The 23256-nt window shown below is 57.9% G+C and carries 15 protein-coding genes; 7 read left to right on the top strand and 8 right to left on the bottom strand.

The window, feature by feature from the left end:
• Positions 1-119: 119 nt before the first annotated feature.
• Together M9924_05715 and M9924_05710 are read left to right on the top strand one after the other, a co-directional pair.
• A complete protein-coding gene (locus M9924_05715) occupies positions 120-5771 on the top strand; it encodes an alkaline phosphatase D family protein (GenBank protein MCO5063899.1) in 5652 nt (1883 codons plus the stop codon).
• Between the two features lie 370 nt (positions 5772-6141).
• Positions 6142-6903 (top strand): response regulator transcription factor, encoded by a 762-nt coding sequence (locus M9924_05710; protein ID MCO5063898.1) that lies wholly within the window; start codon positions 6142-6144, stop codon positions 6901-6903.
• An 87-nt stretch (positions 6904-6990) separates the two neighbouring features.
• On the opposite strand, the gene M9924_05705 is transcribed toward M9924_05710, so the two are convergent.
• The 4 genes from M9924_05705 to M9924_05690 all read right to left on the bottom strand — a co-directional run bounded on the left by M9924_05705 (position 6991) and on the right by M9924_05690 (position 10199).
• Entirely contained in the window at positions 6991-8097 is a 1107-nt protein-coding gene (locus tag M9924_05705) for an NADH:flavin oxidoreductase/NADH oxidase (GenBank protein ID MCO5063897.1), read from the bottom strand.
• A 121-nt stretch (positions 8098-8218) separates the two neighbouring features.
• Positions 8219-9271 carry an AI-2E family transporter gene (locus tag M9924_05700; protein ID MCO5063896.1) on the bottom strand — a complete coding sequence of 351 codons (1053 nt, stop codon included), beginning with the start codon at positions 9269-9271 and terminating at the stop codon, positions 8219-8221.
• A 150-nt stretch (positions 9272-9421) separates the two neighbouring features.
• Positions 9422-9670: a hypothetical protein gene (locus M9924_05695; protein MCO5063895.1), complete on the bottom strand. Its 249-nt coding sequence runs from the start codon at positions 9668-9670 to the stop codon at positions 9422-9424.
• A gap of 13 nt (positions 9671-9683) precedes the next feature.
• Positions 9684-10199, bottom strand: a complete 516-nt coding sequence (locus M9924_05690; GenBank protein ID MCO5063894.1) for a DUF1269 domain-containing protein — start codon at positions 10197-10199, stop codon at positions 9684-9686.
• A gap of 158 nt (positions 10200-10357) precedes the next feature.
• Between M9924_05690 and M9924_05685 the strand changes: the two genes are divergently transcribed.
• Positions 10358-11689, top strand: coding sequence for an MFS transporter (locus tag M9924_05685; GenBank protein ID MCO5063893.1), 1332 nt, complete (start codon positions 10358-10360; stop codon positions 11687-11689).
• 34 nt (positions 11690-11723) lie between these two features.
• On the opposite strand, the gene M9924_05680 is transcribed toward M9924_05685, so the two are convergent.
• Positions 11724-12698 carry an AraC family transcriptional regulator gene (locus M9924_05680; GenBank protein MCO5063892.1) on the bottom strand — a complete coding sequence of 325 codons (975 nt, stop codon included), beginning with the start codon at positions 12696-12698 and terminating at the stop codon, positions 11724-11726.
• Positions 12699-12920: 222 nt separating this feature from the next.
• On the opposite strand from M9924_05680, the gene M9924_05675 reads away from it, so the two are divergent.
• A complete protein-coding gene (locus M9924_05675) occupies positions 12921-13994 on the top strand; it encodes a helix-turn-helix domain-containing protein (protein MCO5063891.1) in 1074 nt (357 codons plus the stop codon).
• Positions 13995-14039: 45 nt separating this feature from the next.
• Here the strand turns inward: M9924_05675 and M9924_05670 are convergent, their stop codons facing one another.
• From M9924_05670 to M9924_05660, 3 genes are all read right to left on the bottom strand, one after another.
• The gene (locus M9924_05670; protein ID MCO5063890.1) at positions 14040-14492 is read right to left on the bottom strand and encodes an META domain-containing protein; all 453 of its coding nucleotides are present in this window, start codon (positions 14490-14492) and stop codon (positions 14040-14042) included.
• Between the two features lie 42 nt (positions 14493-14534).
• Positions 14535-16148 (bottom strand): alpha/beta-hydrolase family protein, encoded by a 1614-nt coding sequence (locus tag M9924_05665; GenBank protein MCO5063889.1) that lies wholly within the window; start codon positions 16146-16148, stop codon positions 14535-14537.
• Between the two features lie 93 nt (positions 16149-16241).
• Positions 16242-17765, bottom strand: a complete 1524-nt coding sequence (locus M9924_05660; GenBank protein MCO5063888.1) for a hypothetical protein — start codon at positions 17763-17765, stop codon at positions 16242-16244.
• A 713-nt stretch (positions 17766-18478) separates the two neighbouring features.
• Here M9924_05660 and M9924_05655 point away from each other — a divergent pair.
• The 3 genes from M9924_05655 to M9924_05645 all read left to right on the top strand — a co-directional run bounded on the left by M9924_05655 (position 18479) and on the right by M9924_05645 (position 23256).
• A complete protein-coding gene (locus M9924_05655) occupies positions 18479-20029 on the top strand; it encodes an AbgT family transporter (protein ID MCO5063887.1) in 1551 nt (516 codons plus the stop codon).
• A gap of 47 nt (positions 20030-20076) precedes the next feature.
• Positions 20077-21285 carry a M20/M25/M40 family metallo-hydrolase gene (locus tag M9924_05650; protein ID MCO5063886.1) on the top strand — a complete coding sequence of 403 codons (1209 nt, stop codon included), beginning with the start codon at positions 20077-20079 and terminating at the stop codon, positions 21283-21285.
• A 135-nt stretch (positions 21286-21420) separates the two neighbouring features.
• Positions 21421-23256 carry an SLC13 family permease gene (locus M9924_05645; GenBank protein ID MCO5063885.1) on the top strand — a complete coding sequence of 612 codons (1836 nt, stop codon included), beginning with the start codon at positions 21421-21423 and terminating at the stop codon, positions 23254-23256.

Here is a 23256-nt window from a genome sequence, read left to right as displayed (position 1 = left end):
TGCTGAGTTTCGTACAGAATACCGGCAGCAACGGAGCCGTTTTTACGCTTCACGGCCCGCAAACCTGCGCGACGAATTTCGCATCTTCTTTCGACACAAATCCGGCCCAGGCATGAAACATGCCACGTCCCCGGGACTTGTCGTATGACGACTCGTTGACGGCCTGGATTTCCAAGGGCTTCGAGCATCTTGTCGAGCGCGTCCGCAAGGCTGAAAGAGAGATTCATTTCGATGTCCTGATCGTCGGCAGCGGCTATGGCGGTTCCGTCGCCGCGTCCACTTTTGCCGGGCTCAGCCGCGATGGAAAGCTGATACGGGTCGGGGTGCTCGAGCGTGGAAACGAGTATCTGCCGGGCTCGTTCGCGACCGGCCTGGAAGAATTTCCGCGATACGTCCGGCACGGCAACAACAAGCAGGGCCTATACGACATCCGTGCGGGCAGCGGCGTTATAACCGTTGCGGCTAACGGACTCGGCGGCGGGTCACTCGTCAATGCGGGCGTGATGGTTCGCCCGCGTGATCGCGTATTTGCAAAAGGCTGGCCGCAAGAATTATCCAATGTCGGCGACTGGTCCGGCTATTTCGACCGCGCCGAAGAATTGCTCGGTGCAAGGATAGGCGGCAAGCCGAACACGATAGCATCCCATCCCGATGGGGTTCCCCGGAAATCGAAGGCAATCGGCGAGCTCGACCCCTCCCATTTCTCGTATGCGCCTCTGACGGTTGCGATGAGCGATACAAGGAGCTCGGGCAATGTCGCGCTGAAAATATGCAAGAGGTGCGGCGATTGCGCGACCGGCTGCAATTTCGGGGCAAAAAACTCCCTCGACGTGAATCTACTCGCGAAGGCGCATCAAAACCGCGCGGAAATCTTCACCGGCGCGACCGTGTTGAACGTCGCGCGGCATCCGGAGGAAGGCTGGTTGGTGGAGACCGTCTACACAGATGCAACCTTGCGCAGGCGCGATCAGGGAAGCATCAGGATCAGGACGCGCAAGCTCATTCTCTCGGCCGGGACGATGGGGTCGACGGAAATCCTGCTGCGGTCACAGGAGAGCGGCCTGCGCCTGTCGTCGGCCCGGATCGGAAAGCAGTGTTCGACCAATGGCGACATGCTGGTGGTCGATTTTGCCACGCAGGACAAGATCAACTCCGTGGCGGACAGCACCGTCAAGCCGTCAGAGCGGGCCATCGGCCCGACGATCACAGGCATGATCGATCTCCGCGACGGTCCCGAGGGTGTATTGGTCGAGGAACTGTCCGTGCCTGCCAGCCTGCGCGTGGCTTTTGCGGAAATCTTCGCAACGGCAAACACGCTACACGGTCTTGCCGAGATTGACTGGAGCAGGCACGAGATCGCTTTCCCGGCTGACGACGGTATAGCCGTCACGCCAGGAAACATACTCAACTCGGCACTCTATGCAGTGATGGGCGACGATGGCGCTTCCGGCAGCATTGAACTTCCGCATCGGAGCGCCCTGCCTGAGGATGAGTCTCGGCTCGCGCAGGACGGCGTCGCGACCATGCGCTGGGCAACCCTGCCCGACTTGCCCCTCTTCGCCCGGCAGGCGGAGACGATCGAAAGCATCACCGAGGCCAGCGGAGGTCGCAAGATTGCAAATCCGATGTGGAGGCTGCTGCCTCCGAAATTCGCCTGGTTGCTCGAGAACAAGCAAGGGCCGCTCACGACGGTTCACCCGCTTGGCGGTTGCGTCATGGGAGATGACGGCGGCAGCGGCGTCGTCAATCATCTCGGGCAGGTGTTCTCCGGTGACGCGACCGCATCCGTTTACGACGATCTGGTCGTGCTCGACGGCTCGATCATCCCCAGCGCGCTTGCTGCAAACCCTGCCCTGACGATTTCAGCGGTGGCGTTGCGGGCGTCGGAGATCCTAGCGGAACGATGGGCACTCAAGGCAGGAGCGGACGCAGACTCGGATGGCACCCAAGCTGAACTGCAAAGGCCGGTCTTCAGGGGCACCGATGTCGCGGCTGTTCCTTCCGACACCGAAGTCGAGATCGTCGAGCGCCTTGTCGGCCCGGTCCGGCTCCAGACGGCTCCGGGAAAGTCGAGAATGTTCATTGCCGAACTGACGCTTCGCATCGAGCCGAAGGCGATTTGCAAACTCATGCCGGGTATGGGCGGCGACGGGGTTCTTCGTGTTTCCCAATCTCCGTCCGGAGCGTTGAAAAGCCGGCTTCGCATATTCCCGCTGCTGGCGTGGAAACGACTTGAAGGCATCTCACTGCCGCCGCTCAAGCGTGAACGAAAGCTGGAAGCCATGGCTGTGTTCAGCGCGCCCGTGACAGGGACGCTCAGCGTGCTGCATCGTGCTCCCTCCGGGATCATAGGCCGCATCTGGCGCGCCGGAACCGCATGGCTCCTCAACCGGGGTTTGAGAGACACTTATCAGTCCCTCGTGGATGGGGACGGCGGCGGTCAATACACAGGGGGTTGGCAGCGTATCAAGGCCGGGTTGGGAATCGCCAGCAAATCGGGCGCCATCAGGACATTGTCATATGATTTGACGGTCGGGACGCCTGAACTCGAACCGTCGCTGAAGCTGACCGGCATGAAAATCTCCGGCACCAAAACGTTCAGCTATATGCGCCGCGGCAATCCGTGGCGGCAGTTGATGGACGTCTCGGTTGACCGCTTCCCGGGCCTCCAGCGTGGCGAAACATTCACGCTAAAACTGGACACCGGCTACCTGGCGCAGATCGGCATTCCGCTGTTTCAGATAACGAAGCAACTGAATGCGGTCGGCGCGCTCGCGGAACTGGGGATGTTCGCCGGGTACTTCATCCGCCTGCTCCTGACACACCACATCTGGAGCTTTCGCGCTCCGGATATAGACGTCGATCCGGCCAACGACTATCCGGACTTCCTTCCTCCCAGGTTCCTCAGCTTGAGCGACGGCCGCAAGGTCAAGGCGGAAACCATCCACATTCCGATTGTCGAAATTCCTCAATTCGAGGGCAAGGAAGTCGATGGAAAGGTCTTGATCACCCGCTATCCGCAAGAGGATACGACAACGGCGCGCCCGGTGGTGATGCTGCACGGCTATAGCGCGGGCGGCACCACCTTCGCGCATCACGCGGTAAATCCAAATCTTGCCAGCCACCTGTGGGAAGCCGGGCGAGACATCTGGATTGCGGATTTGCGAACCAGCCCGGCCCACGACGCGACCTGCCAGAGGGGGTGGAGCTTCGATCAGATCGGCAAGAAAGATGTTGCGGATGTCATCGAACTGGCCGCATCGCACTCGGCGACAGGCGAGGTCGATGTTGTTGCGCATTGCATGGGGACCATCGTCTTCAGCTTCGCCATGCTCGGCGAAGACAGGCTGGCGGGCAAGGTAAACCGGGCAGCGTTCACGCAGGTCGGGCCGCTCGTTGTTTTCACGCCGGCGAATGTTTTTCGCGGATACATTGTGCACTACCTGCTCAACTATCTTCCGACGACCTACAGCTTCAATCCCTCCAAGCCCTCGCTGGCGGACGATCTGTGGGACCGGGCGCTGGCAACGCTTCCCTATCCGGTTGAAGAGTTCGACATCGAAAATCCGGTGCTACCGTGGAAGCGGACTCCCTGGACACGCACCCGTCACCGCATGGATGCGCTCTACGGCAGGGACTTCAGTCTGGCTAAAATGGAGCCGGACGTGCTGCGCTTTATAAACGAGCATTTCGGAGCTCTGAATCTCCGGACCGTTGCGACAACCTTGCACTATGTCCGTCATGCGATGATGACCAACTACAAAGGCCGAAACAAGCTGGTCTCCCGCTCAACGCTCAAGGAGCGCTTCAATTTCCCGCTATTGAGTATTCACGGAAAGGAAAACGGGCTTTCCCACTTTTCGACCGTCAGTCGAATGAAGACGATCCTCGATGATGCCGGGTGCAAATTTGTCAAGCCGTTCATCAACCCGGGGGCAGGACATCAGGACTCCCTGATAGGCACGACCAGATATCCGGTCTTCGCAAGAATTTCGGAGTTTCTCGACGATCAAACCCGCCATCATGAAAATAAGGCGGATACCGATCTGTGTGCGTATCCCCCATGGATCGGGCCGATCCTGACGAAGGAGAGTGCTCTCGGCGCCGATCCACTTGCTCCGCCGGTCTGGAGCATGCGCATCGGCTCGCTTCCATCACACCCCGAAGTGGTCGGGGGTGTCATCCTGCCGGTCAAGGCCGACTCAGACGGGATCGTGCGGCCTGACGGGCAGGCGTGGACCGAGAACTATATCGCCAATCACATGGTGCTCTTCTGGTCGGAAGAGTTGAGTCGGGAGGGATGGGACACATTAGATCTGAGCAAGCTTGTTTCGAAGCTGCCGTGCAGCAATCCCGATCACAGCGGCAATGCGCTCCTGCTGGTTCTGATCTATGCCGAAGACGACACGCTCGCCCGAAAGGGGACCGGCGTCGAAAACAACGCCGACATCGCATTCGATGTGAGGCCAAGGCTTTCGAGACGGAGTCCGCTGAACACAAACGATTCGCAAACCATCAAGACGACTCTTGACAGGGATCGCTTCGATCGATCGGCAAAGGCCGTCTACGATGCACTGTTATTCCAGTCACGTCCCCGGAGAATTGCCGGTCGGCCTTCCTCGCTCGACGAGAATTTCGACTCGGACAGGATTTTGACGGAAGGGATCATACCGCGCGACGTTCTTGAACAGCCTGCGACGATACGGAAGCGGACCGGTACGACATTCCTGCTGGCTTCCTGCCAATATCCGGCGGGGCTGCTCGACACAAAGGCGGCCTATCGTTCCTATGAGCTAATCTCCGAAAGACTGGAACTGGACCCACCGCAAGCGCCGCGTTTCATGTTGTTCGTAGGTGACCAGGTCTATGTCGATCCGACAGCCGGGCTTTATGATCCCGCGAGCCTCGATGACAGGTATCGCCTTCCTTACGAGAATTGGCTGAGGCAGCCTGCGGTTCGCAAGGTGTTGCGCCGGGCGCCCTCGTTTATGCTGCTCGACGATCATGAGATCGACGACAATTGGGAGCCGATCCCGAATGATCGACTGAATGAAGACAAGATGGATCTTGGACGAAAGGCCTACCGGAAATACCAGCGTGGGTTTCAAAAGGACCTCGAAACATTTGAGTTCGATGGCTTCCATTTCTTCCTGATGGACACACGTTCCGAGCGCTTTCACCGAAAGGTCGGCAATCTGCACGAAGCGCGCCTCGTTGCCGGCCCGACAATGGCCCGGTTGAAGAAGTTCCTGCGCGAAAAGCCGGGGCCGAAATTCGTGGTGACGCCGCTCATGCTCCTTCCACGGCACAGACGCGCAGTGCAGTGGGACAGGCGACTGGACAGTTCAAACCTGAGCGCGTTGCACTCGGATGGCTGGGACGGCTATCCGGACACGCTGCGTGAACTGCTCGGCTATATCGCGATCAACCACATTGAACAGGTCGTGTTTCTCTCTGGCGACGAACATCGCGGATGCATCGCAACCGGCGAGTTGCGTGATGGCAGGGGCAAGAAAATCGTCGAAATACATTCCATCCACACTTCAGCGCTCTACGCGCCGTTTCCCTTCGCCAACGGCGTAGACCAGGAGATTGTCGACGAGGAAGAGATCGAGTTCGGATATGGAGGCCGCCGTTTCAAATGCGCGGTCAAGGCATTGCGACCTACTCCGGGCGACGGCGCGACGTTCCTGAAAGTTCGGAAACAAGGGCGCGGCTGGCGACTGGATTGTGAATTTTCCGACGGCATCCCCCATTCGCTTCGACTTTGAAAGCCCGCCGCGCGCACAATCCCCAGCGATTGCAGGCGTTTGCGCGTTTCAAACGGTCGCTAACCGACGATTTACCAATCGTTCGGCCCGCCAAAAAATATCTAGCTCGATTGATGTGTGTTAATGCGGATGGAGTGGGGAGTAGTTAAATCAGCTTAAATCAATGAGCAAGGGATTAGCTGCTGACTACGGAAATACGGGCGGGGCGGTAAGTCAAATACGGCGTTAAGCCGAACAATTCGCACATGGTATCCATACGGTTCTGGCGATGTTGCCTTGGGTTGGCGGCGGCGCACGTCGGAATGCTGCGCATTGTCATATCGCTTCTCCTTCTTTGTGCAAAACCAGGCGATCAAAAGGGGTAAGGGCTATGGGCATCGCAAACACATCCACACTGAAGTCGGGCGACGTACTTTCGATGTCGTCCATGCAGGCAAAGCAATTCGCGCTTCATCATGACTATGACCGCATGCTGGCGCTGATCGATCCGCGTGCTCTGGATCGCGAGTGCTTCGCGCAGAGCCTTCGTTCGCATGATGCGACGACGGAGATCACGCCGTTTGCGTCGATCCAGGACTGGAAGCAGGCGCGTGATCGTCACGCGCAGTTTTCGGCGATCCTGTACAATATCGGCGGTCGGCGCGTGACCGACCCGGCTGTCGGCGAGGAGCTGGCGAAGCTCGCGGCGGAATTCAAGTCGATCCCGGTGATCGTACTTGCCGACACGGATGATCTGGCGCAGATCCTGAAGGCGCTCGAATACGGCGCTCGCGGCTATATCCCGACCTCGGTCGGTATCAGCGTGTGCGTCGAGGCCATCAGCCTCGCCCTTGCAGGCGGCGTGTTCGTTCCCGCCAGCAGCGTCATGGGCGTTCGTCAGGTACTGACTTCTCAGAGTGAGGCCGCGCGCCACATGGCCGGCATGTTCACCGGTCGCCAGACGGAAGTCGTAGAGGCACTGCGCCGCGGCAAGGCGAACAAGATCATCGCCTACGAGCTCAACCTGCGCGAGAGCACGGTGAAGGTTCACATCCGCAACATCATGCGCAAGCTGAAGGCCACCAACCGCACCGAGGTCGCCTGCAAGATCAACGAGATGTTCCCGAGCGACATGTCCGCGGCGCGCGTCTGATCTGAAATCGACCGTTCATTGAACGGCCTCCGGGCCGGTCCGGAAACTAACCCGGGCCGGTCTTTTTTGTGCACAGCACCTCCTGCGCTATGCGCGCTCTTCGAAGGCGCTCCATTTCCTGAACAGATGGGCCGAGCGCTCATATTGCAGCGGGAGCTGCAACGGTTCGCCGAGCGCGACAGCCACGCGAAGCGGCCAGTGGGAGTCGGCAAGCACAGCGCGTGCGACGGCCACCATGTCGGCACGTCCGGACTGCACGATCTCCTCGGCCTGCTTCGCGGTGTCGATCATCCCGACGGCGCGCACGGTTGCGCCCGTGTGCTTGCGGATATGTTCCGCCAGATGCACCTGATAGCCCGGCCCGGAGGGAATCTTCTGCAAGGGCGAAATGCCGCCACTCGAGCAACAGATATACCCGACGCCTTCGCTCATGAGCGCCTTGACAACCTCGACGCATTCTTCTTCGTCAAATCCGCCATCAACCCAATCCTTAACCGACAGGCGCACACCGAGCATCATCGAAGGCACTGCCTTTCGGACTGCACGCACCACTTCCACAATGAAGCGCATGCGGTTTTCGAGTGAACCGCCCCAGCGATCCTTTCGTTCATTGGCGAGTGGTGAAAGGAACTGGTGCAACAGATATCCGTGTGCACCGTGCAGCTCCAAAAAGTCGAAACCCGCGCGCTCGGCGCGTTGCGCCGAAACGGCAAACTTCTCGACGATCTCAAGGATTTCATCCTCTTCGAGAGCGCGGGGCGTGTGATACCCCTTGTCGAACGGGATCGGCGATGCGGAAACCGTCTCCCAGGGGTCCTGATCGGTTTGCAAGGGACCACCACCTTCCCATGGGCGTTGACAGGACGCCTTGCGACCCGCATGTGCGAGCTGCACGCCGAATTTCACCCCGGGAGCCGCAACAGCCCGCGCGGCATCGAGCGCGCGCTTTGCGGCAGCGGTATTGTGTTCGGTGTAGAGCCCGTGGCAGCCATGCGAGATGCGCCCGCGGCGTTCCACATCAGTCATTTCGAACGTGACCATGCCAGCCCCGGACATGGCCAGATTCATCCAGTGGAAAAGGTGCCAGTCGCTCGCCGAGCCGTCATCGGCGGAATATTGGCACATCGGCGCGATAGCGATGCGGTTCGGAAAGGTCAAGGCGCCGATCTGGATTGGCTGAAACAATGCGGACATGAAGGTGATTCCCGTGGAGAGGTCCGCAATCTAGAGCGATTTAGGCACTGATGAAAAGGTGGCCCAAGGGCTATGAGAGAATGGCTCTGATCTAGTTGAGGGATTGCCGACGAACTAAGCCTCAATCTTCCTGCACGACCTTTTCCGCCAGCAGGACGGATACGAATCGCGTAGGTTCGAAAGCTGCGCAGACAATAGCAATGATCGAGGTCATAGGGACCGCAAGTATAGCTCCCGGCAACCCCCAAAGTGCACTCCAGACGGCAAGCGCTGCCAACACCACGAACGGGCTCAGGTTTACCCGCCTGCCAACGATCTTGGGATCGAGGATTGTTCCAATCACAGTCTGAACCAGTGCCAGCAGCCCGCACAACACCAGCGTGCTCCAAGGGTTGCCCCATTGCGCCAGCGACAAGATTACTGGAGGAGCGACGCCCATGGGTCCACCAACGTAGGGAATATAGTTGAACAGGCCGATCAGCAAGGCCCAGAAGAGGGCAAAATCGACTTCCATCCACCAGAGTATAGCATATGAAGTGGCCGCGAGAATGACGTTGATTAACGTCTTGGCCGCAAGGTAGTTTCCAATTTGAAGATTGATCTGTTCGACAATCCGCAGCGTTTGTTCTGCCTGATTGCCTGATGGGAGTGCGGCCGCGAGCTTTTGCCCGAAGCTGGATCGCTCACCCAAGAGGAAGGCCGAGTAGAGCGCCACAAGAAAAATACTCATGCTGAAACTGGTCACACCTCCAAGAAGTCTGATGAAAAGGCTCTGCAGGTTGATCTGTTTGAGGGTGACCTCGATGACCTCATCGAGTGTCTGGCTGTTTTCGAGCCAACCGTGATGAGCGAGCCGATCGATCAATACCTGCAGGTTCACCTGGTAGCGGGGGAGTGCGAACAAAAGCTGGTTGACTGTAATCTGCACGACCAAAGCGAAACTGATCAGCCCGGCAGTAAATGCCAGCAGGACCAGGAGATGTCGAACAAGTGGTGGAAAGCTGCGAAGCACCGGCAGCCTTCCCATGATCTCGGATGCGGTTGTCAAAACATAGACGGCGATGACCGCCATCACGATCGGCAAGACGATGGCTTGGCCCACGAAAAGAAGCCATCCTGTCATGAGGATGAGTGCGATCGTCAGGACAAGGTTCAGGAAGGGCGAATTGCGCATTTCTATCGTTTTGGCCAGACTGGTCTTCGGTCGGAAGCTGGTGACGCTATCCGCAGTTCGTCGATCCGAACGACAAGCTGATTCTCGAAGATCTTGCAATCCGCAACAATTGAGCCTCGGCGCGAGTCTTCCGCACCAAGGTCCTGATTGCTAGCAGCGAGCCGTATAAAGTCGTCCCGTTCGCGGATTGCGATACTGGCAATAGCCGTTGCGAAGATTCCGGACGAGGAGACCTCCGGCAGCACCTGCCGCGGCGCCCACGGCCGCGCTCGTTGCGTCTCCGCCTGCGGCCAGTCCAACAGCGCCACCCAGCGCGGCTCCGGTTGCCACATCGCGCTCGGTGGTCGTGCAGCCACCAAGCGCGCCCGCGAGGGCGATTGCGAGTACAATTTTCTTCATGTTCCTGGCCTTCTCAAGTTGTCTTCTCGGAAGCGGGTTCACTCGAATGACCCTTAAGGGCATCGCGCAGGACCTGTTCCTTCGTCTCGTCGAGGGAAGTCTTGAGCACCACCCCTCCAAAGCCTTCGATTTGCTTGAGAACCTTATCTGCGGTCATCTCCTGGACGAGCACGAAAAGCGCCGCACTTCCGGGCGCCAGAGATGCGGACAAGTCCTTCATGAACCTATCGTTTATGCCGACATCAGTCAGCGCTCCGCCGAGCGCACCTGTCGTGGCACCAACCGCAACTCCGATCAGTGGATTGAGAAACAGGACGCCTACAAGCAGTCCCCAGAAGCTTCCCGAAGCAGCACCAGTCGCTGTGGTGTTGATCAGCTGGTTCAGCTTCACCTTTCCCGCTTCAGTCCTGGTAGCGATGACGGCATCACCAAGCTTGATGAGGTATTCTTGTTGCAGCTCCAGCAGCTTCGTACGGACTTCTTCAGCCTTCGCCTCGGTTGGGTACACAATTACGATAAGATCCGACATAGGGAAGCTCCTGCCGATTGTCGCCATCTGGACTGTTTGGCGACGACTCTTACGCCGACCGCTGCTCGAAGAAATCAGCCGGGAATCTTGTGGCTGTGCGGTTTGTCCCTTTTCTTGTATTCAAATGGCCCGATTTCATTTGACGGGATGAAACGCGGTTGCAATGTTGCAGTCAGTTTGAGGGAACTGCCGCTATCGCAAAGGTCTTTGAAGAGGCACCGTCTTATCTGCCTGTCGAAAGGCGTGCACGTGCGTTTGCGGGAGCTCTCCTCTGCAACGCACTTGAGTGGTACGACTTCGCGATCTACGGGATTCTCGCACTCAACATTTCGCAAGCTTTTTTCCCGCAGGGTGATCCCACCGTCGCTATGCTCGCGGCGCTTGCGGTATTTGGGATCACCTTCGTCGTACGGCCGATCGGAGCGCTGCTGCTGGGAGGGCTCGGCGACAGGAGGGGCCGCAAGCCTGCTCTGCTGATCACCGCTGCGATGATGGCAACCGGCACGGTGATGATCGGTCTGATGCCGACATATGAAAGTGTCGGTATCTTGGCGCCAATCCTTCTTCTTGTCGCCCGGTTGCTTCAGGGCCTTTCCGCAGGCGGCGAATGGGGCGCCACAAACTCGTTTCTCATTGAATGGGCCCCATCCGAACGTCGGGGGTTCTGGACCAGCTTCATGTCACTGACGGTGGCCTTGGGTAGCGGCCTGGCCAGCGCGATCGCGGCGATCCTGGTCACATTCCTGGAGCCGGCGGAGATGTCCGCGTGGGGATGGCGTATTCCATTCCTTCTGGGCGGCCTCCTCGGAATTGTCAGTTTCTGGCTTCGCAGCGGGTTGGACGAAACCCCGGCCTACATCCGATCGACAAGAGCGCATAAAGGTTCAGCAAATCAGGGCGCACGTTCCAAGCTGCGGCCATTCCTGACTGTATTCGGGATCACCATACACTGGACTGTCTGCTATTATATGTTTCTGATTTACCTTCCGATACTTACCCGTTCTCACGGTCAGGTAACTCCTGCGCAGTCGGCATGGTCAAATACGATCTCCACTATTGTCATTATTGCTCTGGTTCCATTCATTGGCCTGCTCTCTGACCGTTACGGCAGACGTCCGTTTATGATGGCGTCCTGTGCCTTGGTCCTGATCCTGGCAATTCCGGCGTTCTGGCTGATCGGCGCCGGATCGGGCTTTGGTCAGATTATCGGAATCCAGATGCTTTTTGGCGTTGCCATCGCATTCTATTCCGGAGCGGCTCCTGCGGTTGTGGCCGAGCAATTCGCGACGGCGGAGCGTTCGCGATGGTCATCCGTTTCCTACGCAATTGCTGCTGCGGTGTTCGGTGGTTTCGCACCGTTCGTGTCGGTGTGGCTGACGGATCATTTCGACAGTGTTCTGGCGCCGGTGGCGTACGTCCTTGTCGCTTCAACCGCCAGCTTTCTGGTCGTTTGGTTCATGCCCGAAACCTCGCACCTGCCCCTGGATTGACGGGGCTTGCGCCTTCCGGGTCAGTTCGATTGGCTTATCCGATAGGTTGATCTTCCGACTGGGCAGGCGCATGGCCGTAGTGAGCGTGATACGCTCGCGAAAAGCTTGAATAGCCTTCGTAGCCGACCCGTCTGGCAATCTCGCTGATCGATAGTGTCCCATCGCGGAGCAAATCTTCCGCGCGCTCCATACGTCTCATAAGGCCGTAATAGTGCGGAGTAGTGCCAAACATATCTCGGAAACCGTTGGTCAGGTCGTTCCGGTTCAATCCGACGCGCAGAGCAAGCTGCTCGATAGTGGGCGGCCTGCTGACCTCGCGCCTGTAAATATTTGCCGCGGTTTCGATCGCCTGCGACTTTTCAAGTGAAGTTCTGAGCCGTATCGGTCGCTGCGTTGCATGTGTGTTGATCTGCAACACGATATCGCAGATCAGTTCGATGGTCTTGGCCCTTAGATAATGGGATCTGAGGGGTTCCGTGAGCTTGCAGGAAATAATCTGATCGGCGATCGAAATTGTCGATTGTGAGTTTGGGAGCTGCATTACCTCAGCTACGCCGACGTCGCTGGTGAAGATCAAGCGATATGGCGTTGGAAGCCGGTCGACATTCACAGCATATTGATCGAGCAGATACTCCCTGTCGCACACAAGCAAAAGACCGCGGAATTTTGTTCCTGCCTCTGCGTCTACAACCGACCGTTGCGAGTTGGTGATGTGTATCATTGCAGGGCTAACCAGATCGGTGCGGTCGCCTACCAACCGACTATATGCCCCCTTGATGTTGATCTGAACGCAGACGAGGCCTTTTCTCCCCATTTTCAGACGATATGGTTGGCCTGCCTCAAAGCTCATCACGTGGAGGAAAACAGGATCGCCGATGTGGCGGTATCCATGCTCCTTGGTAACGAAGATTTCCTCTGTGGGACCAAGCACTTCACTGCTACGCACGAACTTCTTCGTCAGAAGCTCGGTTCGGATCTCTTGCAGGTCGAGCGACAGGAATTTGTGCATAGATTCGCGCCAGACCTTATTGGGATACCGATGGGGCAAGTTGGCTGCTGGAACCCGGCCTGCGACGCGCAACGAACGAACCAGTCCATGTATCGCAATTCGTCACAGCCTATGTCAATATTTCACGACACAACCCATGCGGGTAGAGCGCGAGGCTGCGCAATATTAGAAACACTGGTCTGTTGGGATAGTTCGATACAGATGTAGTCCGGGACCTTTCTAATGTATCAGGTGTCTACGCTTCAATCGTTCTACAAGCTTGAGCGCAGCAGGGACCAGTATCACCGGTCTTTGGACTTTTCGACCGACGACCTCTTGCCTCAAGAGCAATTCCAGGCGTTTCGCTCTGCCTTTCAAGGGGTCATGGACTTATCTTGCCAGGCACGTGAAAGAGAACCATTTGCTGCTAGCCAGAAGGTCTGGAACCTTGACTGTCTGGCGTTCATGCGAACCGAACTTCCCGGAAAAGACCGCCCGCATCGCAGGAAACACTTGAAGAAAAGTGTGCTCGACCACTGGTATATCGATCTTCCATTCAGGGCACTGAATGGTGGCAATTTTTCAGAAGAAGGAGCAGCCTTTCCCGAACTTCATTGCCTGGGAACGCCATTTGACACGCAAATTGATGTTGACGGGATAGTTACGCTCTTCATTCCGCACGATCTGTTCACCTCCTCGACCAATTTATACCGAATGCTGGACTTCAGGATCGACGGAGGGATGGGCAAGCTTCTGGCAGACTATCTATTCATCCTGAATCGGTCGCTCGAAGAATTGCGCGCGACAGAGATGCCCAACATCGTTGCGGCCACACGCAGTATCGTTGCCGCCTGTCTGTCACCTTCGCAAGACCGCTTGACCGAGGCCAAGTCCCCGATTGATGCGACGCTGCTGGCGCGTGCCCGTCGCCTGATAGACAGCAGGTTGACGGATCATGAGCTTTCGCCGGAGATGCTATGCGCATCACTCGGCACCTCGCGGTCACGCCTCTACCGGCTCTTTGAGCCGCTCGGTGGAGTTGCCTCCTACATACGCAAGCGGCGGTTGCTGCGAACGCGCGATGCGCTCTCGGACATAGCTGATGGCAGATCGATCGCCCGTATTGCGGAGCAATGGGGCTTCCTGGATGCTTCGGCATACAGCCGGACCTTTCGCAACGAGTTCGGAATTTCGCCCAAGGAAGCGCGGGATATCGCATGGGCCAGCGATGGACTTGTCATCGCACGGGAATCCCATCTTCGCGCAGACCAGCCTTCAACGCTGTACGAGCTTCTGCGCATCGTAAGCGGAGGCTGAGCTCTCCAGTTCCAGCAACTTTCTCTGCAAGAGTTGAAGCGCCGTTCAAAGTTTCTCGAGACGCGCAACCGCGTTACCTGTCGCGTCGATCAGTTTCAATTGTCCATCCTGCAGTGAATAGGAGGCAGTTTTCTCCAAAGCGGCATGGAAATGCGCTTCCTGCCTGGATTTTTCCTCTTCGCAGGCCATCATTGTCGTAGCCAGCGGACTGAACTTCATCGCAGTTCCGTTGATCTTGACGCTCCCGCGAAATCTGTTGCAGCCGCCGCTCCCGCTCACCACCCCTCCCTCGCTGAATGCCAGCGTCGACACCACGCCCTCAACAACCTTCTTGCCGTCGAGTTCCTGTACCCGCCACTCGCTTCCTTCCAAAGGAGCGCTCTGCACAGCTTCGCCGTCGGTCTGCACCAGAACGAACGGGACGGAGTGAGCATAGTTTGAGGTGCCGGCTGCCGGCATTCCAAGACATGCTGCTGCAAGAGCTATCGATATTTTCATTGCTTCGTTCCCAACATTGAGCGTCCATCGGCGGTGCGGAAGCTATCCGCTGATCGATTGTGTCTCACCCCTTTCGATGAAAAAAGCTTTCAACCGCTCCACATCTTCGGGCCTGATACCGGGCGGATTGGTAACTGCCATCCAGGCATCGATATAGTGTTGCGGCGCAAAGACGTGGCCGTAGCCCATCGGCGTGGTGGTCGCGATCGCCATGTCGACGGCAAGCTGCAACATCGTAATCAGTGGATACCACCGTACCTTTTGCGAAACATCAGGCCCTCGCGGCGTCTTCATCCAGTCGGGCTCGCGATAGAGCGTCCCGGACTCGAAAAATGTGATCGGATCGCTCGCATATTGGAGATAGACGATGCGAACCGGTCCCCAGCCTGCGCCCTGCAGATCAAGGGCATTGGTCTGGGTGGTAAAGCGGAACGCCGAACCATCGCGAAAAACGGGGAGCCATTCGGGAGATCCGGCATTTCGCGCATCCGTTGCGGATCTCCAGATTGGGCTGGGGAAGGGTGGACCGCTCCAGAGTGCGCCTTGAAAAGAATCGGTGACGACGTCGAACGGACTAAACGAAAGCTCCGAATTCATGGCTCCGAGGCTGAGACCTTGAAGATAGAGTTTCGGGCGACTGTCGCGCGGAAGTGACGACCAATATCCGTAAACTTCCCGAAAGAGGGCCTTGCCGGCCTCAGCGCCATATTCGGGTTCGACAAGCAGGGACAGCCAGCTTGCAAGATAGGAATATTGCATAGAGACGGTGGCAACGTCGCCCTTGTGGAGGAACTCGACTGGATCCTGTGCTGCCGGATCGACCCAACCGGTTCCGGTCGGCATAGCTATGATAAGAATAGAGCGGGAGAACGCGCCCGTTCGCTTCAGTTCCTCCAGCGCGAGCTTTGCGCGGCCATCGGTCGTATCGGAGGAATTCATTCCGACGTAGACCCGTATCGGGTCCATGGCTGTCGTATTGAAGAATGCACCGATTTGCGCGCCGGTCGGAGCGGAACTGACGAAATGGCGGCCCTGCCGTCCGAGATCATCCCACGCCAGCAGCGATGCAGGGCTACCGGTCTTGAGTGAGGTTTCGGGCCTTGCGAGGTCGTCCTCGATGAGTGCATCCATCTCCTGGAAAGACGAGTCGAGGATGCGAAGCGTCAGCCTGAAAACCAGGCCTTCCACTGCCGACCAGAAAACGATGATTGCGAGCAAACCACCCACAAGCTTCGAAACGCGCTTTGGCACATATCTGTCGAGCCACCGCGAGAACATCCGGTACGTGTGTTTGAAGAGCCGCGCCAGTCCCATGAGAACAGCGAAGACGAAAGCGGCGATAGCGCCGATTTTGAACGGGTTGCCCGTGTCAAGTGGCGCCATACTCATCAGCACGCGAATCGAATTCTGCCAGTCCGTCGTTTTCCATAGGAAGATGATGGCTGCTACGGCGCAGGCTGCGCATATCGCGCGACGCACGAGCGTCTGCGCCCGACCCTGCAACTGCGGCAATTCGAGATACGTCCAAAACCAATAGCCGAGGACGCCGAGCCCGTATCCGATCCCTGCCGATAGCCCGGACAGAACGCCCTGTATAAGATAGGATCGCGGGATCAGACTGGGTGTGAGAGACGCCGCGAAGGATAGCGTCCCCACTAATATTCCGGCTGTTACAAGAGAATCTATCAACTTTCGCACGGGACCACACATCAGCAACGTCGACGCCGGATTGGGAGCCGACTTTTGGTGTCAGGGAGATTTGACCAGTCCGGAGAAACCGGCGACAGCCAGAAGGCTGAGCGCCCAACCCACGATGGACTGAAAATAGAAATAGGCAATAGTAAACGCTCCGCCTGGTTCGGGTGGATTGGGGCGCCAATACTCTTTCTGACCCATTTCCAGTACAGGCAGGAGCGTGTCCAGCGAATACATCCAGGGATTGAACTGCGGATAGCTTGCTGCTTCGAACTGGTCACGAAAGCAAGAAAGTTGCGTCTGTCCCGGCTTTGCACGACCATCCATCGTGGTTTGGGGGGCAATCAGGAACTGTTCTTCAGACGTGTTGATGCCGCAAAGAGTCCATTCTGGCGAGCGAAGGACGACTGCGCTGTTTGGCTTGAGGGCGCCGAGACGATCCGCGTTCCAGAAAACTCCGACCCCGACAGCCCAGAACAGAAGCAACCAGGCCAATGCCAGCAAGGGTTGGCGTCCATAGGCAACCGTCACCGCCAGAATGCCATCCTGAACGGCAAGGATTGCCCACCACAGGCGGTTCTTCGCGCGCGCCCTGCGTGCGCGCCGTTGTCGGCGTTCCTTGACGATCAAGACCGCACGTGAGTCTTCGATGTGCCCCATTTCCCGAAAGACCAGCCCAAGCTGCTCATAGGGCTGAGGCCAGAAGTCTTCGCCCCAGCGTTCAGGATCCTGCCGCGCCAGCCAATCGAGCCTGCTCCCGGCATCGACGGGGCTGTCGATGAAGGCGCGATAGAGACACCGGTTCAGAAGCAGGTCTCCTGCCTTCGGCCAGCAGGGGGAACTGTCGTGGATTGTATCAATCGATGCTCCAGTCATCGCCAGAACGCCGTCGACCCGCGCCTTGCCATGCAGGAAAAACGCGCCTTTGATAACAGTGCGGCTCATATCCAGAGCACTCTTTCCAGGATTGGAGAGAACAGCGTCGGTGCAGTCGAAATCTCCCTCGATCAGGGATGCGACCAACCGGATTTCGCCGTCGACTTCCGCGCCTCGCACCGTAAGGCTGCCTCGATTTTCACTCTTTTCGAAGTCGATTGCCACACCCTCTGGAAAGGAGATGGTCGATCCGCTGCCATCGAAGTCAGCGGCCAATTGCGCGCCATGCAGGTTGATTCCGCCCTGCAGGCGCGCGCGCCGGACCAGCACGCTACGCACCTCGATACGTTCGGCATCGATAGCGTGGTCCTGTGCCCGGATCGTCGCGCCGTCACATTCGAGGTTTCCACCCAGTCGAGATTGCGCGAGGACCACTGTACCGTCGACCCTGGCTCCACGCAGATAGATTCCTCCTCGCACTTCGAGCCGTTCTGCCTGAAGGCCGGGAAAAGAAGATCCATTCAAGAACAGGCGATTGATGATTGCCGCTCGGAGGATGGGCGCCTCCTCGAAATGGCAGTTGTTCAAGCCGATGTCGCGAGACACTCGGCAAGCTTCGAGATCAAGCACGTCCTTGATCCATGCGCCGCCGACTCTGATTCCTTTTTCATGAGGTCTGCATCCCTCTTCGCCACCAAGCATGAGGAAACGGAGGAATGATGCGCGAACGACCCGGTCGGGGTCTGCTTCCTTTGGGAGTGACCCGTCACCGAGCCGATCGAACTTGCCGCTGAGCAGATGGGCAATGATCGTCGATTCCGCAGGCAGCAGAGGCTGGAAGTCTTCAAGGCGCCGCGTCGGCTCCGGCCACGATTCGCCCTCCGCGTTGAAAACGTTTCCTGATTCAACAATCATATCGAGGCAGGACCCGGAATGCGTTCAAGGGCGGCGCTTTCACCTGACCGGGATCCCGTCGGAAATGTTGGATCCAAATCTGAGCCTATATTTGAGCTGCTTGTTGCTGTTTCAAAGGCCATTGCGATCACATCTGGGTCGGCACCCGAAGTTGCATGACAAAGCTCGCTCGTTCAAACGTCCTGAGCGGGCACAGGACCCTATCGGCAATTTGTAGGCTGGGAATGAGCGAAAAATCCAAAGCCTGCGCCGTTCGTCCCAAAAACCGCGCCGCACGCATGCTCCGAGGATGATTCTCGGCCGTTTGCCATGTGTTTCCTGCGAAAAACTTCGATCAAATTCGGGACATCAGGTCAACGTTATGGATTCTACACTCATGACTCTTTGACACAGCAAATTAAATTTGCAGGCCTGACGGCTCGTACGTCTCGTCGATGAAACATTGGTTTCACCGCGAGGCGAATTAAGGCTTGTCACCGCTTGATTGAGGGATAAGCACGATGGCCACTACCGCGGCGCCTCCGAAAACAGTGATGCAGAAGTTTCTCGACGGCGTCGAGAGGGTCGGAAACATGGTGCCGCACCCGGTCATCATCTTTCTGATCCTGATCGCTATCGTCATTGTTCTCTCCGGCATCCTGAGCATGTTCGGGGCAGCAGTCAGTTTTGAGCGCATCAACCCGGACACGCACGAGATAGAAACCGCGACGACCGAAATACGAAGCTTGATGAACATCGAAGGCATCCGCTTCATCTATTCTTCGCTCATTCCAAACTTCATGGGCTTCACTGCCGTCGGCTTGATGATTGTGGCGATGATCGGCGCTGGTGTTGCGGAAGAGTCCGGCTTGGTGACTTCACTGATCCGCAAACTTGTGATCGTTTCTCCGGGTTGGGCGCTGACCTACATTTTGGCCTTCGTGGGCATCCTCGCATCGATCGCGGCGGATGCGGGCTATCTCGTGCTTATTCCTCTTGCCGGCATTGCCTACCTGGCGGTCGGCCGCCATCCACTTGCTGGTCTGGCGTTGGGATTTGCTGCGGTCGCCGGCGCGTTTACAGTAAACATGCTGATCAAGCCGCTTGACGCGGTGCTTGTTGAATTCACCAACGACGCAGCGGCGCTGGTGGACCCTAACCGGACGATCGGCCTCGCGTCGAATATCTGGTTTTCGATCGCATCGGTGCTGTTCCTCACCGTTATTATCGCGTTCATCACTGACCGCATGATCGAACCGCGGCTTGGAAAGTTCGATCCGAGCAAGTCAGCGCCAGGCGCTGTTGAAGATCAGAGTGCGCCCCTCGGCGAGGCGGAATCGCGCGGTTTGCGCTACGCGCTGTACGGCCTCATTGGCTTGATCGTCATATTCGGCTTTCTGACCTTGCCCTCGGGAGCACCGCTGCGCAATCCGACCACGGGCGAGTTGATCGGCAATTCGCCCTTCATGAATGGTCTGATTGCATTGATCATGCTGATCTTCCTCACCACAGGTTGGGCCTACGGCATCGGTGCAGGAACGTTGCGGACGCTCTCCGAGGTCATCGCCGCGATCGAGAAATCCATCAAGAGCCTCGGCGGCACGATCTTCCTGTTCTTCGTGCTCAGCCAGTTTGTCGCCTATTTTACCTACACCAATATGGGCACCGTTATGGCCCTGAGCCTGTCCGGCATCCTGCAGGCCGCGAATATCGGAGCTCTGCCGCTGCTGCTCGGCTTCATCGTCGTCGTGGCGATCATCGATCTCTTGTTGACTGGCGCCATCGCCAAATGGGCGATTTTCGCACCGGTCTTCGTGCCTTTGTTGATGAAGCTGGGGGTCGAACCGGAAGCCGTGCTGGCCGCCTATCGCGTCGGCGATTCACCAATGAACGCGATCACGCCACTCAACGCCTACTTCGCGCTCGTGGTTGGTTTTGCGCAGAAATATGACACATCGGCAGGTGTCGGCACGATTGTATCGCTTATGCTGCCCTATGTGATCTGGATGTTCGTCCTGTGGACCGCGCTCTTTGCTATCTGGCAGTCGCTCGGCTTGCCGTGGGGCTTATAAGCCCGTCGGACATTGCATCGCGAAATCCCAATAGAACAATAGATCGGATGGATATTATGAGCACTTCTGTTCCCCTCGATGTCCCGGCCGCTATAGATCACCTCATGAACTTCCTGTCGGTTGAAGGTGTCACGGGCCAGGAAGCAAACATTGCGGCGGCCGTGAGTGATGCCTTGAAGAAAGTCGGCGTACCGGCATCGGCCATACGCTTCGACGATGCCAACAAGCGCATCCCGCTGCCGACCGAGACGGGTAATCTGATCGTCGATATTCCGGGAACCCGGCCCGGTCCTCGCCTGCTCTTTTCAACCCATCTCGACACGGTGCCTCTTTGCGCCGGCGCCAAGCCGAGGCGTGAAGGTGACCGAATTGTTTCCGACGGCACGACTGCGCTTGGCGGCGACGCGCGCACAGGTGTGGCGCTTCTCGTCGTGGTCGCCGAGACACTTATCAAGAACAAACTTCCGCACCCTCCGATCACATTGCTCTTTACCGTTCGGGAGGAGAGCGGTCTGCATGGCGCGCGTGAACTGAACCCCGCTGAGCTTGGTGGGCCGGTGATGTGCATCAACGTCGACGGCCAGTTGGCGTCCGAATTGATTATTGGCGCTGTCGGTCAGGAGAACTGGGAGGTCGAGATCACCGGTCGCGCCTCGCATGCCGGCGTGGCACCCGACAAGGGAATTTCTGCCACCATGGTAGGTGCTCTCGGACTGGTCGAAGCGAGAAAAGCCGGCTGGTTCGGGAAGATCGTCAAGAAAGAGGGCCGCGGCACAAGCAATATTGGTATCTTCGGCGGCAAGGATGGCAAGCCGGCAGGCGATGCCACCAACGTTGTCACCGACTATGCCTACCTGAAGGGTGAGGCGCGCAGCCCCGAGGCATCTTTTGCGAAGGCCATAGCTATTGGTTACGAGCAGGCTTTTGCCAAGGCGAAGGCCGAGATCACTGATCACGAAGGCGATACGGCCGAGGTCAAGTTCAGCTACGTCACGTCCTACCCTCCCTTCAAGCTCGACGAAAAGAGTCCAGTCGTGGAACGGGCGATCGAGGCGCTGGGCATTTTGGGCATCGAGCCGAAGACCCTCTTCTCGAATGGTGGTCTCGACGCCAACTGGCTCGACAAGCATGGCATACCCACGATCACCATTGGCGCCGGTCAGGCCGAGATCCATACGATCAAGGAATACGTGAACTTGACCGAATACGAAAAAGGATGCCGCCTCGGCATACTGATGGCGACGCTGGAACAATAGCGCGCCGGCTGTTTCCCCATGCATCAAGTCCAGCGCGCCGCGCTGGACTTGATGCATGTTGCATATTCGCGTCGTATGCCGGACTAGTTGCTTCATGCGGACGATTGGTAACCGGACAAGGAAGGAACCAAGCGCTTGAGCCCAATTACCTATATTGCCCTGATCATCGCCGTTGCGGTTGTCCTGTTCGTCTGGAACAAGATTCCGGTGGTAATAGTGGCCATGGGCGTCGCGCTGGCGCTTTGGGCAAGCGGTGTGCTGACGATTGGCCAGGCGCTCAGTGGTTTTGGTGATCCGGCAGTCATTTTTATCGCGTCGCTTTTCGTCGTCAGTACCGCGCTGGAGGTCACTGGCGTGACTGCATGGGCAGGGCAGTTATTGATCCGTGGCGCGGGAGAGGAGAGCCGGACACGGCTGCTGGTCTTGACGATGTTGCTGGTGGCGCTGCTAACCGCGCTCATCAGCGTCAATGGTGCAGTCGCCGCTCTTCTTCCGGTGGTTGTCGTGATAGCGGTGAGGCTTAGACGGAACTCGTCGCAACTCCTTATGCCACTGGTATTTGCCGCGCATGCGGGTTCGATGCTTGCGTTGACCGGCACCCCGGTCAACGTGTTGGTTTCCGAAGCCGCGGTTGACGCGGGCGTAGCGGGATTCAGTTTCTTCGAATTTGCCCTTGTCGGTGTTCCGCTGCTTGTCGGCACAATAGCGATCATTGTTCTTTTCGGACAGCGTCTGCTTCCTGAGCGTAACGGCGCAACCATGCCCGCCGACTTTAGCCGTCACGCCAAGACATTGGTCGAGCAATATGGTTTGGCGAGTGGCGTCTATCAGGCGAGAGTGCGAGCAACCTCGCCATTGGTCGGCGCGACGCCGGAGTCGATTGATCTGACAAGCGTGCAGGGGCTCAACCTCGTTGCAATCCAGGAGGGCGACACCGCCAGCCCCTTGCGTCGCAAGCAGATCGCGGAAGGTGACCATTTGCTGCTGCGCGGCGATGCGGAAACGGCAGCGGCCTTCGCCGCAGAAATGCATCTCTCCTTCCGCGATGAGGAAGCCGTTGCGGGAAAAGGCGAGGAGACATTGTTCAACCGCCGCTCAGGTCTCGCCGAAGTGGTCATACCGCCGCGCTCTGGGCTCGTTGGACAGAAGGTTTTTCCTGGCATGGTTACGGAAAGCGGGGATCTCATCATTTTGGCCGTCCAGCGCGCCGGCAATGAAGTTCTCGCAGACAAGGCCGGTAGTTCGGGAGGCATTGTGCTGCAAACCGGAGACACCATGCTTCTGCAAGGAACGTGGAAGGCGCTGGACATCAATCTGGATGATCCGAACGTCCTCGTTGTGAGTTCGCCCGAACTTGTCCGGCGTCAGGCAGTCCCAATGGGACCGGGCGCGCGTCAGGCCATTGTCATCCTGCTCGGCATGGTACTGCTGCTCGCCACGGGTTGGGTGCCGTCGGCTGTCGCCGGCTTGCTCGCCGCCGGCGCGATCATTCTGTCCGGCATCCTCAGCGTAGAGCAATCGTATCGCGCAATAGGCTGGACGACAGTGATCCTGGTCGGCGCCATGATGCCACTGTCGACCGCCATGGTGGAAACCGGTGCAGCGCAGCTAATGGCGGAACGTCTTGTTGCGCTCGTCGGCGATGCGGGGCCCCTGGCTCTACTGGCCGGCCTGTTCGTCCTGACCGCTATCATGGGACAACTGATCAGCAATACGGCCACTGCATTGATTATCATCCCAATCGGCGTCGCAGCAGCGATGAACATGGGCATCTCGCCCCGACCGGTGCTGATGAGCACGGCAGTCGCGGCGGCGGCAGCTTTCCTCACCCCAATCGCGACCCCGACGAACCTGATGGTTATGGGACCCGGTGGCTATGCTTTCAGCGATTACTGGAAGCTTGGCCTGCCTCTTATGATCTGGTTCTTCGTGGTCTCTGTGTTTCTTGTACCCATGATATGGCAGTTCTGA

The sequence above is a fragment of the Rhizobiaceae bacterium genome (assembly GCA_023953835.1).
GTDB lineage: Bacteria > Pseudomonadota > Alphaproteobacteria > Rhizobiales > Rhizobiaceae > Mesorhizobium_G.
The sequence above is the reverse complement of the archived record's forward strand: the minus strand, read 5'-3'. Positions and strand labels throughout refer to the sequence as shown.

Coding starts and splice junctions, on each gene's coding strand:
- M9924_05660 (MCO5063888.1), bottom strand. CDS start 17,765: ATGCTTGGTGGCGAAGAGGGATGCAGACCTCATGAAAAAGGAATCAGA.
- M9924_05695 (MCO5063895.1), bottom strand. CDS start 9,670: ATGAAGAAAATTGTACTCGCAATCGCCCTCGCGGGCGCGCTTGGTGGC.
- M9924_05650 (MCO5063886.1), top strand. CDS start 20,077: ATGGATATTATGAGCACTTCTGTTCCCCTCGATGTCCCGGCCGCTATA.
- M9924_05670 (MCO5063890.1), bottom strand. CDS start 14,492: ATGAAAATATCGATAGCTCTTGCAGCAGCATGTCTTGGAATGCCGGCA.
- M9924_05715 (MCO5063899.1), top strand. CDS start 120: ATGCCACGTCCCCGGGACTTGTCGTATGACGACTCGTTGACGGCCTGG.
- M9924_05675 (MCO5063891.1), top strand. CDS start 12,921: ATGTATCAGGTGTCTACGCTTCAATCGTTCTACAAGCTTGAGCGCAGC.
- M9924_05655 (MCO5063887.1), top strand. CDS start 18,479: ATGGCCACTACCGCGGCGCCTCCGAAAACAGTGATGCAGAAGTTTCTC.
- M9924_05690 (MCO5063894.1), bottom strand. CDS start 10,199: ATGTCGGATCTTATCGTAATTGTGTACCCAACCGAGGCGAAGGCTGAA.
- M9924_05700 (MCO5063896.1), bottom strand. CDS start 9,271: ATGCGCAATTCGCCCTTCCTGAACCTTGTCCTGACGATCGCACTCATC.
- M9924_05710 (MCO5063898.1), top strand. CDS start 6,142: ATGGGCATCGCAAACACATCCACACTGAAGTCGGGCGACGTACTTTCG.
- M9924_05680 (MCO5063892.1), bottom strand. CDS start 12,698: ATGCACAAATTCCTGTCGCTCGACCTGCAAGAGATCCGAACCGAGCTT.
- M9924_05705 (MCO5063897.1), bottom strand. CDS start 8,097: ATGTCCGCATTGTTTCAGCCAATCCAGATCGGCGCCTTGACCTTTCCG.